Origin of the sequence: Heliomicrobium gestii (assembly GCF_009877435.1) — a bacterium.
In the GTDB taxonomy this organism is placed as follows: domain Bacteria; phylum Bacillota; class Desulfitobacteriia; order Heliobacteriales; family Heliobacteriaceae; genus Heliomicrobium; species Heliomicrobium gestii.
Genome location: NZ_WXEX01000002.1, coordinates 249,194 through 263,822, shown reverse-complemented (window position 1 = coordinate 263,822; position 14,629 = coordinate 249,194). Strand labels below are relative to the sequence as shown.

General features: G+C 51.3%; 11 protein-coding genes and 1 CRISPR repeat array. All 11 genes read left to right on the top strand.

Going from position 1 to position 14,629, the window contains the following annotated elements:
- The first annotated feature begins 292 nt into the window (after positions 1-292).
- The 11 genes from cas4g/cas1g (at position 293) to cmr4 (ending at position 14,622) form a co-directional block, all read left to right on the top strand.
- Complete coding sequence (gene cas4g/cas1g / locus GTO89_RS03220; RefSeq protein ID WP_235920216.1) at positions 293-1,915, top strand: CRISPR-associated endonuclease Cas4g/Cas1g; 1,623 nt, start codon at positions 293-295, stop codon at positions 1,913-1,915.
- 21 nt (positions 1,916-1,936) lie between these two features.
- Positions 1,937-2,215 carry a CRISPR-associated endonuclease Cas2 gene (gene cas2, locus GTO89_RS03215; protein WP_161260629.1) on the top strand — a complete coding sequence of 93 codons (279 nt, stop codon included), beginning with the start codon at positions 1,937-1,939 and terminating at the stop codon, positions 2,213-2,215.
- Between the two features lie 272 nt (positions 2,216-2,487).
- Positions 2,488-3,033: direct repeats of the CRISPR family, unit length 38 nt; unit sequence GTAACAGGAAACGATAATTCCCGTAGGGAATTGAAATG.
- A 258-nt stretch (positions 3,034-3,291) separates the two neighbouring features.
- On the top strand, positions 3,292-5,694 hold the full coding sequence (gene cas10 / locus GTO89_RS03210) for a type III-A CRISPR-associated protein Cas10/Csm1 (protein WP_161260628.1): 2,403 nt from the start codon (positions 3,292-3,294) through the stop codon (positions 5,692-5,694).
- Between the two features lie 2 nt (positions 5,695-5,696).
- The gene (csm2, locus tag GTO89_RS03205) at positions 5,697-6,173 is read left to right on the top strand and encodes a type III-A CRISPR-associated protein Csm2 (RefSeq protein WP_161260627.1); all 477 of its coding nucleotides are present in this window, start codon (positions 5,697-5,699) and stop codon (positions 6,171-6,173) included.
- A 7-nt stretch (positions 6,174-6,180) separates the two neighbouring features.
- Positions 6,181-6,852: a type III-A CRISPR-associated RAMP protein Csm3 gene (gene csm3, locus GTO89_RS03200; protein ID WP_161260626.1), complete on the top strand. Its 672-nt coding sequence runs from the start codon at positions 6,181-6,183 to the stop codon at positions 6,850-6,852.
- 11 nt (positions 6,853-6,863) lie between these two features.
- On the top strand, positions 6,864-7,790 hold the full coding sequence (gene csm4, locus GTO89_RS03195; RefSeq protein WP_161260625.1) for a type III-A CRISPR-associated RAMP protein Csm4: 927 nt from the start codon (positions 6,864-6,866) through the stop codon (positions 7,788-7,790).
- Positions 7,791-7,802: 12 nt separating this feature from the next.
- On the top strand, positions 7,803-9,197 hold the full coding sequence (locus GTO89_RS03190) for an RNA repair transcriptional activator RtcR family protein (protein ID WP_161260624.1): 1,395 nt from the start codon (positions 7,803-7,805) through the stop codon (positions 9,195-9,197).
- Positions 9,198-9,576: 379 nt separating this feature from the next.
- Positions 9,577-10,764: a type III-B CRISPR module RAMP protein Cmr1 gene (cmr1, locus tag GTO89_RS03185; protein WP_161260623.1), complete on the top strand. Its 1,188-nt coding sequence runs from the start codon at positions 9,577-9,579 to the stop codon at positions 10,762-10,764.
- Positions 10,761-12,701 carry a type III-B CRISPR-associated protein Cas10/Cmr2 gene (cas10, locus tag GTO89_RS03180; RefSeq protein ID WP_161260622.1) on the top strand — a complete coding sequence of 647 codons (1,941 nt, stop codon included), beginning with the start codon at positions 10,761-10,763 and terminating at the stop codon, positions 12,699-12,701. Before cmr1 ends, cas10 (GTO89_RS03180) begins: the two co-directional genes overlap by 4 nt.
- Positions 12,698-13,807 carry a type III-B CRISPR module-associated Cmr3 family protein gene (locus GTO89_RS03175; RefSeq protein ID WP_161260621.1) on the top strand — a complete coding sequence of 370 codons (1,110 nt, stop codon included), beginning with the start codon at positions 12,698-12,700 and terminating at the stop codon, positions 13,805-13,807. The genes cas10 (GTO89_RS03180) and GTO89_RS03175 overlap by 4 nt, the downstream gene beginning before the upstream one ends.
- Positions 13,804-14,622: a type III-B CRISPR module RAMP protein Cmr4 gene (gene cmr4, locus GTO89_RS03170; protein WP_161260620.1), complete on the top strand. Its 819-nt coding sequence runs from the start codon at positions 13,804-13,806 to the stop codon at positions 14,620-14,622. The genes GTO89_RS03175 and cmr4 overlap by 4 nt, the downstream gene beginning before the upstream one ends.
- Positions 14,623-14,629: the final 7 nt, after the last annotated feature.

Sequence of the window (14,629 nt, the reverse complement as noted above, 5' to 3'; positions counted from 1 at the left end):
CAGCAGGCGAAACACTGGCGTTGCCATGGGAGAAAGCATGGGTCTGTAAGGCGTTTACTTCAGCGTGTATGGCGTTACAGCCGAAACACTGGCGTTGCCATGAGAGAAAGCATGGGAGAAAGCCGTCGAGCAGAAAAAAGAAATGCCCCAAGGATCGGCCGATTCGACAGGCAATCATCCGGTGAAGACGGTGTATGCAACGCCCTCGGAATTGGCAAACTGAGAATAGGGAGTTTTTTCGTATTCAATTCCGCTCCCCGAGTTTGCATGAAAGAGGCCAACGCCAGTGGATATGGATACCCGCGAATACCTCCCCATCTCGGCCGTGGCGGAGGTATTGTTTTGTCCGCGAAACTTTTTCTACCGCGCCGTAGAAGGGGCGGAGGAGACCAACCATCACATGCTCGAAGGCCGCTTCCAGGATGAGCGCCGCAACGAGCGCCGCACCCGCAGTGAGGACGGGCGGGTGCAGACGCGGCAGGTCTCTTTGTCTTCCGATGCGCTGGGACTGCGCGGCGTTTTGGATGTGCTGGAAGCCGCCGAAGGGGAGCTCTATCCTGTCGAGTTTAAAAAAGGAAGGGCCGAGCACCGCCTCAACGATGACGTGCAGGTGTGCCTGCAAGGCCTGCTGTTGGAGGAGGCGACCGGTCGGGACGTGGCCTACGGCTATGTCTATTATGTGGCATCGGCCGAACGGCGACAGGTGTTTTTGGATGAGTCGCTGCGAGAAACCGCCCTGCAAGCCCTGGCGGCGGCCCGGGCGATCCGGGAGGCCGGAGAGCCGCCCCCCTTGGCCGCTGTGCCAGAGGCGAAATGCCAGGGCTGCGCCCTGGCCGAGCGTTGCATGCCGGAGGAAAGCGCTTTTTTGACAGGGGCGCAGGCCGCCCCTCGGCGCCCGACGCCCGGCAGCAACCTGGGCCGGACGCTCTATCTCGATGTGCCGGGAGCCGCTTTGCGAAAGCGCCAGGGGCGGCTGATCATCGAGGCCGACGGCCAAACGCTGAAGGATGTGCCCCTTTCGGCGGTCGATCAGGTGGTGATCAGCCAGGCCGCATCGCTGTCCAGCGCCGCCCTGTCGGCCCTGAGCGATCTGGGGATCCCCCTCTACCTCATGGGGCATGGACGGGTGCGCAGCTGGTTGCAGCCGAGTTGGAACAAAAATGTGCCCTTGCGGCGCGCTCAGTATCGCTTTGTCGAATCGGACACGCAGTCGCTGGCGGTGGCGCGGGAGATCGTGCGCGGCAAAATCCTCAACCAGCGGACTTTTTTGCAGCGGGGCAACCGGGAGCGAAAAATCGATCGGATCCAAGGGGTGGTCGAGCGGCTCGACGGATTGGCCGCCGCCGCCAAAGAGGCCGAAGACAAAGACAGCCTGCGCGGCCTCGAGGGGCTGGCGGGCCGGTTGTATTTTTCGGGCTTTGCCCAACTGTTGCGGGCGGGAGAGGGGTTTGATTTCGCCTCGCGCAACCGCCGGCCGCCCCGTGACCCCGTCAACGCCTTGTTGAGCTACGCCTATTCGCTGCTGACCAAAGACTGCATCAACGCGATCATCCGGGCCGGCCTGGATCCTTACCTGGGCCTGTATCACTGTGAGCGCTACGGCCGTCCCGCCCTGGCCTTGGATCTGATGGAGGAGTTTCGAGCCATCGTGGCAGACTCGGTGGTGCTGAATGTGATCAACCGGGGCATCATCAAGGCGGACGAGTTTGAACCGGTCTTCGATGGCATCCAACTGAAAGACGGCGGGCGCAAACGCTTTTTCGGCGCCTACCAGACGCGCATCCGCGAGGAAGCCGTGCATCCTGTTTTCGGCTATCGGGTCAACTACCTGCGGCTGATGGAGATCCAGGCGCGCTATCTGGGTAAGGTGATGCAAGGGGAATGGCTGACGTATGAGGCCTTCCGGGCCAGGTGAATCGGGGTGGAGTGATCAATGGTGGAGCATTACGTGGTGACTTACGACATTGCCGATGACAAGCGGCGATCGAAGGTGTTCAAAACATTGAAAGATTATGGGACCCATGTGCAAGAGAGCGTCTTCGAGGTGGTGCTGATGACGGAGGATTATGTGGAACTGCGGCACAAATTGCTCCGGCGCATCCACCGCGATGAGGACAGCGTGATCTTTTACCGCCAATGCCGCGCCTGTGAACACGATGTGGAGCGGTTGGGGCGGAAGGTGGAATTGGTCGGGATCGGGGATATCGTGTTGTAAAGGGGGATGGACTGGAAGGGGTTGGTGTGGTAGTTTTATTATGGGGATAGCTGTTCAGCGTCAATGGTGACGCGAGGTCATGGTGCCGCTACTTGGATTTTCCCGCGCGAGCGACGCAGGTCGGCAGAAATGCCGGGAGTGTCTCGATCCGATGAGATCAAGGGTTGGATGGGTTTTGAGAGGGGAGAAGGCGATGAAAAGGGGGACGTTTTTGGCGTCGCTCGCAAAGGGGGGCTGGAGGGCTTGTGGGAGAAGGGCTGAAAGGGGGCGCAGTAACAGGAAACGATAATTCCCGTAGGGAATTGAAATGGGCCGCTGGGACACGGATCGGCGCTCATCCGCCCGGTAACAGGAAACGATAATTCCCGTAGGGAATTGAAATGCTCCTCGTCGACCTTTGCGTACTCGGCAATCAGTAACAGGAAACGATAATTCCCGTAGGGAATTGAAATGGCTGAAGCCCGTTTCATGACAACGCCATTGTGTGTAACAGGAAACGATAATTCCCGTAGGGAATTGAAATGCATTTTCAGTGTTACCCGAAAATGCCTTGCCATTCCGTAACAGGAAACGATAATTCCCGTAGGGAATTGAAATGGTTTGACAGGCAAGGTTACGAATTCCCCATAAGGTAACAGGAAACGATAATTCCCGTAGGGAATTGAAATAACGGTGCAGGAGTCGAAAAATGCGCCAGGGTCATCGGGTAACAGGAAACGATAATTCCCGTAGGGAATTGAAATTTTTCGTTTGCCATGGTGACGTTTTCACCTGACCCTTGTAACAGGAAATGATAATTCCCGTAGGGAATTGAAATAAAGAGAGTGGAAATTTTTATCCAATATCTCAGTGCGGTACAGGAACCGATAATTCCCGTTGAGGATGTTACGGGACGCACCCGAAGCAAAGGTAAAGAACAATCAACCCTCGTCAAAAATTCGACGAGGGTTGTAAATTTTAGAAGGAAATGTATGCATTTTGTAGAATAATCAGAAACATAATCTGGTTTCCCCATAAAGACAACAAACTGAAACGAATCCCCTGTCTTGCATTAATCAAGGAAGGAGGATTTTATTATGGACAAAAAAACATATCAGACGATTCTCCTTGCTGGTCTCTTACACGACATCGGTAAGTTTTTGCAGAGAAGTGGATATCCAAAACCGAGTAACGGTGGGAGACACCCTCATTATTCTGCCGATTTTATTAAAAAACACTCGGAACGGCTCACTCCCTATGCCGACCCTAAGTTATTGACAGAGCTCGTCCAACGCCATCATGAATCAGACAAATACCCTGCCGACTTACAGGTGAAAAATGCTACTGAGGCGATACAGCCATTGGCCCAATTGATCAGCCGTGCAGACAATTATTCGTCTTACGAGCGGGGAGAATGGGCGGGACAGGGGCAAGACTACCGGACTGTTCCCCTCGCATCGGTGTTAAGTCGCGTTTCTCTTGAGCGTCAACTGGCGGAAATGACCTACTATGATGTTGGCCTGTTTTCACCGGAACAAGCGTTTCCCCGTCCAGAAAGGAAAAACGATTTAATCAAATTAACCCATCATCGTGAGTGCTTTGAGCATGCGTTTATCCAAATCTTTAACAATGGTAAAAAAACCTTTCAGACGATTTACACCCATCTGTTAAACCTAATGCAGGTTTACGCATGGTGCATCCCTAGCAACACTCTTGAAGATATCCCCGACGTTTCCCTTTTCGACCATTTGAAGACCACCAGTGCCATTGCCGCCTGTTTATATCAATATCACCAGGAAAAGGGCTTTATTAAAGCCTCTATCATGGACAACGAGAAAGAAAAGTTCCTCCTCGTCGTCGGTGACCTGTCGGGGATTCAGAAGTATATCTTTGATATCGCCCACGGAGGGAGCGGTGGCGTTTCCAAGCGTTTACGGGCGCGCTCTTTCTTGCTTTCCGTCCTCTCTGACGCAGTGAGTCAGCAAATCCTGCAAACGTTTGATTTACCGCAAGCAAACATTCTTATGACATCTGGCGGCAAGTTTTACGTGCTCTTGCCACAATTGGCTGATGTTGGTGAGAGACTTCAACGGTTGCAAGCAACAGTGGAGCAGGAACTCTTCCAACGCTTTCATGGCGTTGTTACGGTCAACTTGGCATGGACTTCTCTTTCCGGCAAGGAGTTCAAGCATTTTGGTAACGTGTTGCACCGGTTGGCTGGTTTACTGCAAGAAAAGAAAGCAAGACCTCTCCAAACAGTCCTTACTGCTGAGCAGGTTTGGCAGACTGAGCAGTTTGTCCACAAGTTGCAGGTAAAAGGATCCGGACAGGTGCTCTGCGACGGTTGCCAAAAGGCATTTGCGGAAGAGTCTGGCGCTGAAGAGAATTTTTGCTCCGCTTGCGCTGAGGACCTAAAAATGGGTAGTTCTTTAACCAAGGCTAGATACATCGCCTTCAGTAGCGGATTAAAGCAACATTTCAATGAGTTTCAACTGCTCAACGGGATCGTCCTATCGCTGCATGAACATCCCGATACTATCGGCCTATCAAATCCTTTTTTGGTGCAGAAGTTGAATTCCCCAACCATTCAGGAATTGGGCGAATGGCCTGCACTCAGCCGTTATTACGCCAACTATGTCCCCGTCAATGAAGCACATTCCACGATCAGCTTTGACGAGTTAGCGAAAATGTCGAAAGGAAAGCCCTACATTGGGTATCTCAAGGCTGATGTGGATCAACTCGGCGCTGTGGTTGTCTTCGGGTTGATGGAAGAGGGCCATAACTGGAACAGCGTTTCCCGGATTACCACCCTAAGCCGGATGCTGGACTTATTCTTTGCGGGATGGGTTGAAAAGACCCTGCGGGAGCGATATCCACAGTGCTATACCGTCTTCTCCGGAGGAGATGACCTCTTTTTGGTTGGCCCTTGGTCAGATTTGACTTGGTTTGCCAAAGAGCTGCGTCAAGAATTCAGTCGCTTCTGCGGCAATAACCCGAACCTAACCCTATCGGCAGGCTTGGTGACAAGCCGTCCAAAAGTGCCCATCGCTCGCATGGCTGATCAGGCGGAATGGGCCTTGGAAAAGGCAAAAGAAATCGTCTTACCGGGACAAGCTATCGGTCGAAATCAATTCTGCGCCTTTGACACCGTCTTCAAATGGGAACATGGAAAGCTACTGTTTCACCATGCCGATTGCATGATTCGCTGGATCGAAGGCAATATTGTTTCCCTATCTTCCATCCGAAACCTGCAAACCTATAGCCGCTATTTTCAGGATTTCCTATGGAACCGAAAAATGAAGACGGAAGGTTTGCGTTATATCCCTCTTCTAGCCTACGACATCGGCCGCAACTATTCCGATTCGTATCATCCAGAGCAACAAATGGTCAAGGCATGGTTGGAGACGCTGTTTGACTATCAGAAGAATAACCCCGTGCTGCATTATCTTGACTTCATCTTGGGCTATGCCATCATGGCGACAAGAAAGGAGAGCGCTTGAACATGGAACGGCCCTCTGGGTTTCGAGGAGGCCAGGGTGGCGGCAGACCCCCTGCGCCGGAACTTCGGTTACCGGAAGATTATCTGATCCATGGATATTTTGATGCCAATAGCAACCTGCGGGAAGTACTGATCATCGCGCATGCGAAGGCATGCGCCGGGGTTTTCGGGCATTACGCCAATGGACGAAAACGCCTGAAGAACAGTCAGTTGCGCCGCTTTTTCAACCATGCCCGCGCCCTAGAAATGAAATTAATCCAGATGGGAGAAGATCATTTTCCCGCCATCCGCCTGGATATTTTGAAATTGCTCCCGATGGCCCTCTATGCCAATAGCCGTGAAAAAGTTCCTGACCGGTTTGTCACCTTCATGGAAAAGAACGTAGAGCGGATCCACACCATTAGAGACTTCCGCGAAGGGTTTTTGCCGCATTTTGAAGCGGTGGTGGCCTATTTCTACTACATGTATCCGAAGGAGTGATTTGTTCATGAAACTAGAGAGGATTGCGGTCATTCGGGGCGTCATCCTTTGCAAATCAGGCTTGCGGATCGGCGGTTCGAACGATGAAATTGAAATCGGCGGTGTTGAGCTGCCCGTCATCAAACACCCCTGGACACGGGAGCCCTACATACCCGGCAGCAGTCTAAAAGGGAAGATGCGTTCCGGCTTGGAAAAAAAGCTGGGGAGATATGATGTGCAAGCGGGAGAGCCCTGCGGCTGCGGAAGTTCCAACTGCCCTGTCTGTGTCATATTCGGAACCCATAAGAGCAAATCCACCAGTGCCGCCGGACCGACACGGATCATCGTTAGAGACTGCCCCTTTACGGAAAAACAGCAGGAGTTATATAACGAAATGCTCACCAAAGGTCAACCTTTTTTGGAAACCAAAACGGAAAACATGATCGATCGAAACTCTGGCAAAGCAAAACACCCCAGACCGGTGGAGCGTGTGCCGGCTGGGGCGGAGTTTCAAATGGAGATTGCGCTGCAGTTTTACAACATGGATTTGGGCAGGGAAGAAACGCTCATCAATCATGTAAAACAAGCCCTCTTGATGGTCCAAAACACCTATCTCGGCGGATTTGGCAGCCGTGGTTCTGGTCAGGTAGAATTCAAGGATTTGACCTTGGATGGACAAGCCTTTATGTTGAATGACTAGGGGATGAGGGTATGCGTACTTATGTGGCGCGATTGATGCCGGAAAGCAGCGTCATATCTCCTTGGCATTCGGATACCTTGTTTGGACAGATCTGCTGGATGATTCGTCTTTGCGAGAGCGAGGCCGTACTCAACGATTTTCTGGATGAATACCGGGCTGGAACTGCCCCTTTCGTCATCAGCAGCGGTTTTCCAAACGATCTTTTGCCCAAGCCTATGCTTTGGATGCGCCAGCCATCGACCGGAGACGTATCTAAAAAAGAGGGTATCACACAGGCCCGCGAGGGTAAGCGGCTTCGGGCGATAGAATTTCTGAATGAAACGGAGTTTCTGCGCGTGATCCGGGGTGAGGCCATTGATCACCTCTCCGACTCGAAAGTTCCGGGTAAAGCCATGGAAGTGTTTCATAATCAGATTAACCGGCTGACCGATACCACCGCAGGAAGCGGTCAACTGTACAGTCGAGATGAAACCTTTTATGAAAAGGAAAGCGACATCAGCATCTATCTAAAGATAAACGAAACCTGGGTGGCGCCGCTCAAACGGTGGCTGGAGTTGTTAGGGCAAACCGGATTCGGCAAGCGCCGGAGTGTTGGCAAGGGCTTTTTCCGGCTGAAGGAATTTGAGCCCTATGATAAATTCGACAACGTGCCCAACCCCAACGCGGTTATCTATCTTTCCAACTGTGTTCCGGCGACGGATGATCCTGTCGATGGCAGGTACCGTCTGGCGCAAAAGTATGGAAAGCTGGGCAATGCCTATGCCGCTTGCGACAACCCATTTAAACACCCCTTTATCTACCTCCAGCCTGGGGCTGCCTTCCGTATCAGTGGTGTTGTCAAACCCTATTACGGTCGAATGATCGCCAACATCGCGCCCGCGAAAAAAGAAGTGGTTCAGTACGGGCTGGCCTTTGCCGTGCCCGCTGTGTTTCGATAGGGAGGCAGGATAATGAGAATCCTGCTTTCCTGTGTTGGCAACCGTGATCCGTTGAATCGGGAAGATAACAGCGAGGGGCCACTGGTTACTATTTTCGCAGAGACCCATCCCGATGTGGTGTTTTTGTTCCCTACGGATCGCCAACCGGAAAACCGTGAGGGAACGATTAACCATATTGATACAGTTGTGGCCCACTTACAATCAATCGCCGAAGTGCGGGGTATGCATATAGAGACGCGGATTTATCCGTTATCTGTGGAAGACCCTACGGATTACCATGCGCTCCTGCTTGAGATGAGGCGCGTAGTAGCATTGGCTCAGTCGGAAGTGCACGCTGAAAATCCGGAGTACATCGTCAATATATCTTCTGGAACGCCGCAGATGCAAAGTTGTTGGCTGTTGCTCTTGAACAGCGGCAATCTTGTTGCAGAACCGTTTCAAAGCATAGCCCCAAAATACGCAACTCAGAGAACGAGGGTTGTTGATACCACTTTCTTGGAAGAGGAGAACATTATTCAGCGAGTTCGTGAACTGACCCGCCTTTTTTCTTACGGATTTGCAGCCCAGGAATTATCCCGGTTGACACAATTCGCCCGGTATCATGAACGGAGTCGGCATGCCAGCTATTTGTCCATTCTTTTGGAAGCTTATCACGCATGGGACTTGTTGTTGTACGAAGAAGCGCAGTCAAAGCTCGATACTTGCCTTGTTGATGTAGAGAAATATCCGGACTTAGCGAATTATGCAGACCTCATTCGACAGCAGAAACGAACGCTTTCTATTTTAGTCAATTGTCAGAAACGAAAACAGCATCAACGTTCTCCTGAATACGGCCGGGATGAAATGTTCACCCTCTTAACTGACCTGTATCACAGCATGATGAGGCGTCATGAGGAAAGACGGTACGGAGACGCCCTTGCCCGTTTTTGGCGCATTTATGAAGAAGCCATCTTTTACGGGCTTAAGGCGAAGGGGATTGACCCAGTTTCCTTCCGCAATAGCCCGGATAAGCGTAGACTCCAATTGATTAGGCAAAAGTTGCCGAACCTAAGGGACGATAAATTACAACTGATGGATGCGGAAAGGGTTTTACTGGCTATTAGCGTTGACTTCAAACAAAGGCTGGAGAGTGTGCGGATTCGTAGAGCCGGTGGGAATACGTTGGTGTTGAAGGATGCGCTTGATTACTTGCGAGTTCTCCGTAATGAATCTAGCGTTGCTCATGGATTACGCTTTGTCAATTTTGAAGACAGTGAATTAGCTACCAAGAGTCTTTTAGAAGTACTCGCTGTATTTTTTCATCCTAGAATGCAGCGGGAGTCCATCCAAACGGAGATTAGTGAGTATTCATTCGGTTTGTTAAAGATGAGGACATTTCTGGAGGAGATACTCACACGTTTGCGATAAGAGTTCACAATGTATACGTAGTGCCCCATCAGGCAACATTAGTCTGCAAAACAAAAAGGAATTAAATTACGTTTAAAGATGGCCGGGACAGTTGGTTGACAATAACAGGAAACGATAATTCCCGTAAGAAATTGATTTGTTTTGCAAAAGTCCGTATTACTCTGAATTTCCTAGAGCTATACGGGCTTTCGCGTTTAATTAAGTCCATTACACTTTTTTTGTGTTTAGAAAAGAAAACACACATCCCAGTAAAATAATTAGTGGAAATATGTTGAATCCAGAGGAATGAATCCTGGATTGTAGAATAAACCAATAACGCATTCAAATGGTTTTAACAAATCCAACATGACGGATAAAAACATCCAGGGAGGGAGGAACCATGAATAGGTTTGAGGCTACCTACAGAATAACAACACCGATGTTTATAGCAGGAGCTGACATAGATACGGCGGAACTCCGACCCCCATCCGTTAAGGGAGCATTACGCTTCTGGTTCCGGGGGTTGGCGCTTTCAAATTCAAACTTTTGGCAGGATATTAAGTACAGAGAAGCTAGGCTTTTTGGCAGTACTGACTTTGGACAAGCCGGATTTCTGATGAAGCTTAGTTTTGAGACGGATACAGAAGATAACACAGAAAAACGGGGTACGACTTGGTCCCATGGAGTGGGCATAAGATATCTGGGTTATGGTTTGAACCAGCCAAAACAAGGAGGCAGTAACAGCCGTCCGTACTTAAAGGAAGGGATTGTTTTCACAGTCACCCTACTGATAAAGAAAAATAAAACAGAAAACAAGAACGTGTCAGACGAAGATATCCAATTGATTCGCAAGTCTTTGATCGCTCTGGGCCTCTTTGGAGGTCTGGGTTCCCGCTCGCGTCGGGGATTTGGTTCCCTAAGCCTGGAAAAGCTCTTACACAATGATGAGAGCGTTTGGCAACCACCAACCAACGAACACGAACTCAAAGCAAGAATTCTAGAAATCCTTCCGAGTGCTAAACTGTCATCGGTATTACCTGAATATACTGCCTTTTCTCGACATAGTCGCATTTTCATTGTAAAAAATGATTTAGATGTAAAACATAATTCAGATGTGAAAAATGATTCAGGCTCACTTAAACTCTTAAATTACATAGGCAAAAAATTGATGGATTATCGTAGCAATCGCCTAAGTGGGCCAAGCAAAACTGGTTCTGCTGTCGGCGGGAAACCGGTCCGGCGTTTTATAGCTGACTGTCAATGTGTATTGAGGGGAGATAAACCCCCTGAGCGTGTGGCTTTTGGCTTGCCGCATAATTATTGGTTTCCTAAGAGTGAGTATAAAGTAGATGTAAACGCCGAAAGACACGATCGCCGGGCAAGCCCGCTCTTCATCCACATACACCGATTGACCGCCAAGTTGTATGTGGCTGTCGTCATATTAATGCCGGCTCGTTTTCTCCCGGACGATGAAAAAATAAAAATCAATGATAAGGCTGTTCCACTCAGCCCCGATGTAGAGCGTTATCAAGTAGTGCGGGATTTTATGGATCGGTTTCCTGACCGGCTAGAGGTGATCGAACAATGAGAAAACAAGGGCGGCAACTGCACTTTACCCTGGGTCCCGTTCAAGGGTTTGTGGCTCAGGCAAGGCGCACAAAAGACCTATGGAGCGGTTCTTTTTTGCTCTCTTACCTGGCGGGACAAGCAATGTATGCTGTTATCAAGGCCGGGGGCGCCATCCTCTTCCCCAGTGTTCAGGATCAAGACCGCATTACCGATCCCCTGTTGAGCGCTATTGCGGCCTTTGAAGAGAAATCGGCAACGATTGAGGGTTGCAGCATTGGATCTATTCCGAACCGTTTTAAGGCGGAGATCCCTCCGGATTTTTCACCTCTTCAGTGCGAGGAAGCGGTTTTAGCCGCCTGGAGAAGGCTGGCTCAAGCTGTTTGGGACAGCTATGTATGTGAAGCGGCGCGATCCGGAAAAGAAACAGAAGCCATCTGGAAAAGGCAAGTGGAACACTTCTGGGATATGGCTTGGGTGGTAAGTGAAGAAGACGGCAATGATCTGCTTGATCGGAGAAAGAACTGGCGCAGCCACGTGCCGCCGCCGGAAGAAGGCGACAAATGCATCAGCATGGGCAATTGGCAGGAGATCTCTGGATTTGTCCGATGCAGTGAAAGACACGCTCAAGACCATTTCTGGGCCGAAATAAAGGAAAAGGTATCGGATCTCAACCTGCGTTCCGACGAACGCTTGTGTGCCATCGCTATGATCAAACGCATGTTTCCGGAAGTTGCAGTGCAGGCCATCGGCTGGCCCGTTCCGCTGACATATCCCTCCACGACCTATTTGGCCGCCGTTCACTGGATGGAAGACATCATGAAAACCCAACCGCAACAAGCAACCGAGTTTGCGACAGCGGCAACACGGAAGGGATTGACCGTGTCCTCCGACAAATTGCCTGGGAACATCGACTGTCTCAGGCGACTCGTCGATGCCAATCCCCGGTTGCGCGGTTTTGCTGCCCTAAACGGAAATCACTTCTTCGAGGACACCTTGTTGAATGACCGCCTTTGGTCTGACGGCACAAGGATGCAACGATTCGAGTTGCGCACAGGGCTAGTTGAACTGTATAAGCAAAACGAAGGCGACAGTAAACCGAACCCCTATTATGCTGTGTTGCTGATGGACGGCGATTCCCTCGGCGGTCTGTTGCAGGGTGAAGGGCAGGGCAAAGAGACGGCAACCGTGATCAGCCGCGCCTTGGCTCGATTTAGCAGTAATGTAGAGGCTACCGTGAGACGGCATAACGGTGTTTTGCTCTACGCCGGAGGTGACGATGTGCTTGCATTGTTGCCCCTGGAGGATGCCCTGGGCGCAGCCGTGGAATTGCGTCAAAGGTACCTCGCAGCCTTTCGAGAAACGGCATTTCCTGACCATAAAACCACTATCTCCGCCAGCATCGTCTATGCCCATTGCAATGCAGCGCTGAAGACGGTGCTGAACCGGGCCCATTATATGCTCGATGAAGTAGCCAAAGAAGAGACCGGACGAGATAGCCTGGCCGTCAATGTCTGGCGTGCCAGCGGTCCCGGCATTCAATGGTCTGCGCCTTGGACGCAGATTGTGACAGGCCCCAAAAACCTCATAGACGATATGGTTGAACAGTTTGTCGGACAGGCAGGCGCGGACCGGCATTTCAATAGCGCCTTCTTTTACAACATGCAAGAACGATACGAGGAGCTATTCAATCAAACCACTGGAGATGATGCGTTTAAGGCAGCGGATCAAGCAAAAATACTGGCGGCGGAGTACCTGAAAAACCGGGATCGTGAGGCTAAGGATATTAAAATCGATGAACTTATGGAACGGATGGACACTTTATTGAAAATCTGTCGGCGCTTTCGCCGCAGGGTAAGCAAGGATGCGAGTGAGCCGCCGGAAATTGTGTACAGTGGTTTCTCGGCTGACGGGGCGCTTTTGGTGCGCTTCCTGGCGGAAAAGGGGGTGTGCCGGTGAGTTCGACAAAACTGTGGGTGCTCCAAGCACTGGATACCCTCTTTTTCAGAGATGGAAGTCCCTTCAACGCTGGCGAGGGCGGTTTCACCAGTGTATCCAGCACGTTTCCACCCATGATGAGCACGCTCCAGGGGGCGGTACGAACCGCCTTGGCCTATGGACAGGGATGGAGGCCAGAACATGGTGCAAGCTTTCCTAGGCAGTTGGGAGATCATCAAGACATCGGTGAACTGGTGCTTCGTGGACCCTATGTGCAGTGGCGCAATCGAACGCTCTTTCCGGTACCGCTTTCGCTGATGCGAAGCAAAGACGGTCAGACAGTCCAGTACACCCGCTTAGAGCCTGGAAAAGAATCGATTCACTGTGATCTGGGACATAAGCGTCTGCCGCAGCCTGTAACCCGGCTGAGGGGGGCAAAGGTCTTGGAGCAAGCCTATATAGACCGGGAAGGCCTGAGTTCTTTGCTGTCTGAAGCGTACCCGACAGATGGACAGATCAAAGAAGCGGGAGAATTGTGGCATTCCGAATACAGGGTTGGCATCGAGAGAGACAAAGATACTCGAACAGCTGTGGACAGGAAACTGTATAACGCGGTTCATGTGCGCCCGGGCAAAGAAGTCGCGGTGACCCTTTTGGTGTCCGGAATTCCCGATGAATGGCATGCGCAGGTTGCCCCTGTTTTTTCTTTAGGCGGGGAAGGGCGGTTGGTTCACGTAACCATCATGGACGAGCGAGAATTGTTACCGTCGATGCCGGAACTGGAGATAAAGAACGGTCTCGTGAGATTTACAATCATGCTGGTGACGCCGGCAAAATTTGCAGATGTCGCCGCGACAAGGGATGCGATCATCAACGGACCGCCGGGAGTTCCCGGATGTTGCATTGCCGGTTGTATCGGTAAGGTTCGGCAGGTGGGAGGCTGGAATCTGAAAAACAAGAAACCGCGCCCCCTGGAGCCGTTCTTGCCGGCAGGAAGCATCTGGTTTTATGAGGCTCAGGCAGAAGAAGTGGCCCTAATTACAGCATTGCACGGCCAACTGGTGGGGGAAAAAACGAACTACGGTTATGGACAGGTCGTTGTTGGAAAGTGGGGGGGATCGGTGTGAAAAACGCGATCATGGGCCTATTGGCCGAGACCAGTTTACATCCTGGCGCCGAACAGAGCACAGGCGTTATCGATCTGCCGGTGGCGAGGGAGGTCGCAACCGGGTACCCGGTGCTGGTGGGTTCCAGTCTGAAGGGCGCGCTACGGAATGCGGTGGCGAATCAACGAATCCCGGATGCGAAAGCCGTCGAAGAATTATTTGGAACAGGGGAATGCGCTGGCTCGATGGCGGTGACCGATGCCAGGTTGCTGCTGTTGCCGGTGCGCTCTTTGACTAGTCACTATAAATGGGTCACCTGTCCCTATCTGTTGGAACGGTTTCAACGGGATCAGGGGCTAGCGGGTCTAGGGTCATCCTTCGCTATTCCGCAGCCGGCAAATTCTGAGGCTATTTTATATAAAGGGACTTCCCAAACGCCGTTGCTGTTAGAAGAGTTTTCTTTTAAGGTCAATGAAGCGGAGCAGGAGATTTCTGCCATTGCCGACGCGCTTGCTCCCTTGATCAAACATCCGTCAGTGCAGGAGCGGTTAAAGAGCCAACTGGTCGTAATCAGTGATGATGAGTTTCATCATTTTGCCCTGTATGGATTGCAAGTCAACGCCCGCAACCAGTTGGAGACGGATACGAAAAAAAGCAACAACCTCTGGTATGAAGAGACACTGCCCCCAGACACTCTGCTGTACACCCTGCTTCTATCTCGTCAAGAACAAAGGCTCGAACGGCTGAAAGAGATCTTTGATGACCACCCCTATCTACAAGTGGGCGGCAATGAAACCATAGGTCAAGGCTGGTGCGCCGTATCCTGGTTGAGCTAGGAGGATG

What these genes read in the sequence shown, in the direction of transcription:
- cas10 (WP_161260628.1), top strand. Translation starts at nt 3,292, where the DNA reads ATGGACAAAAAAACATATCAGACGATTCTCCTTGCTGGTCTCTTACAC.
- cmr1 (WP_161260623.1), top strand. Translation starts at nt 9,577, where the DNA reads ATGAATAGGTTTGAGGCTACCTACAGAATAACAACACCGATGTTTATA.
- cas10 (WP_161260622.1), top strand. Translation starts at nt 10,761, where the DNA reads ATGAGAAAACAAGGGCGGCAACTGCACTTTACCCTGGGTCCCGTTCAA.
- csm2 (WP_161260627.1), top strand. Translation starts at nt 5,697, where the DNA reads ATGGAACGGCCCTCTGGGTTTCGAGGAGGCCAGGGTGGCGGCAGACCC.
- csm4 (WP_161260625.1), top strand. Translation starts at nt 6,864, where the DNA reads ATGCGTACTTATGTGGCGCGATTGATGCCGGAAAGCAGCGTCATATCT.
- GTO89_RS03190 (WP_161260624.1), top strand. Translation starts at nt 7,803, where the DNA reads ATGAGAATCCTGCTTTCCTGTGTTGGCAACCGTGATCCGTTGAATCGG.
- cas4g/cas1g (WP_235920216.1), top strand. Translation starts at nt 293, where the DNA reads ATGGATACCCGCGAATACCTCCCCATCTCGGCCGTGGCGGAGGTATTG.
- csm3 (WP_161260626.1), top strand. Translation starts at nt 6,181, where the DNA reads ATGAAACTAGAGAGGATTGCGGTCATTCGGGGCGTCATCCTTTGCAAA.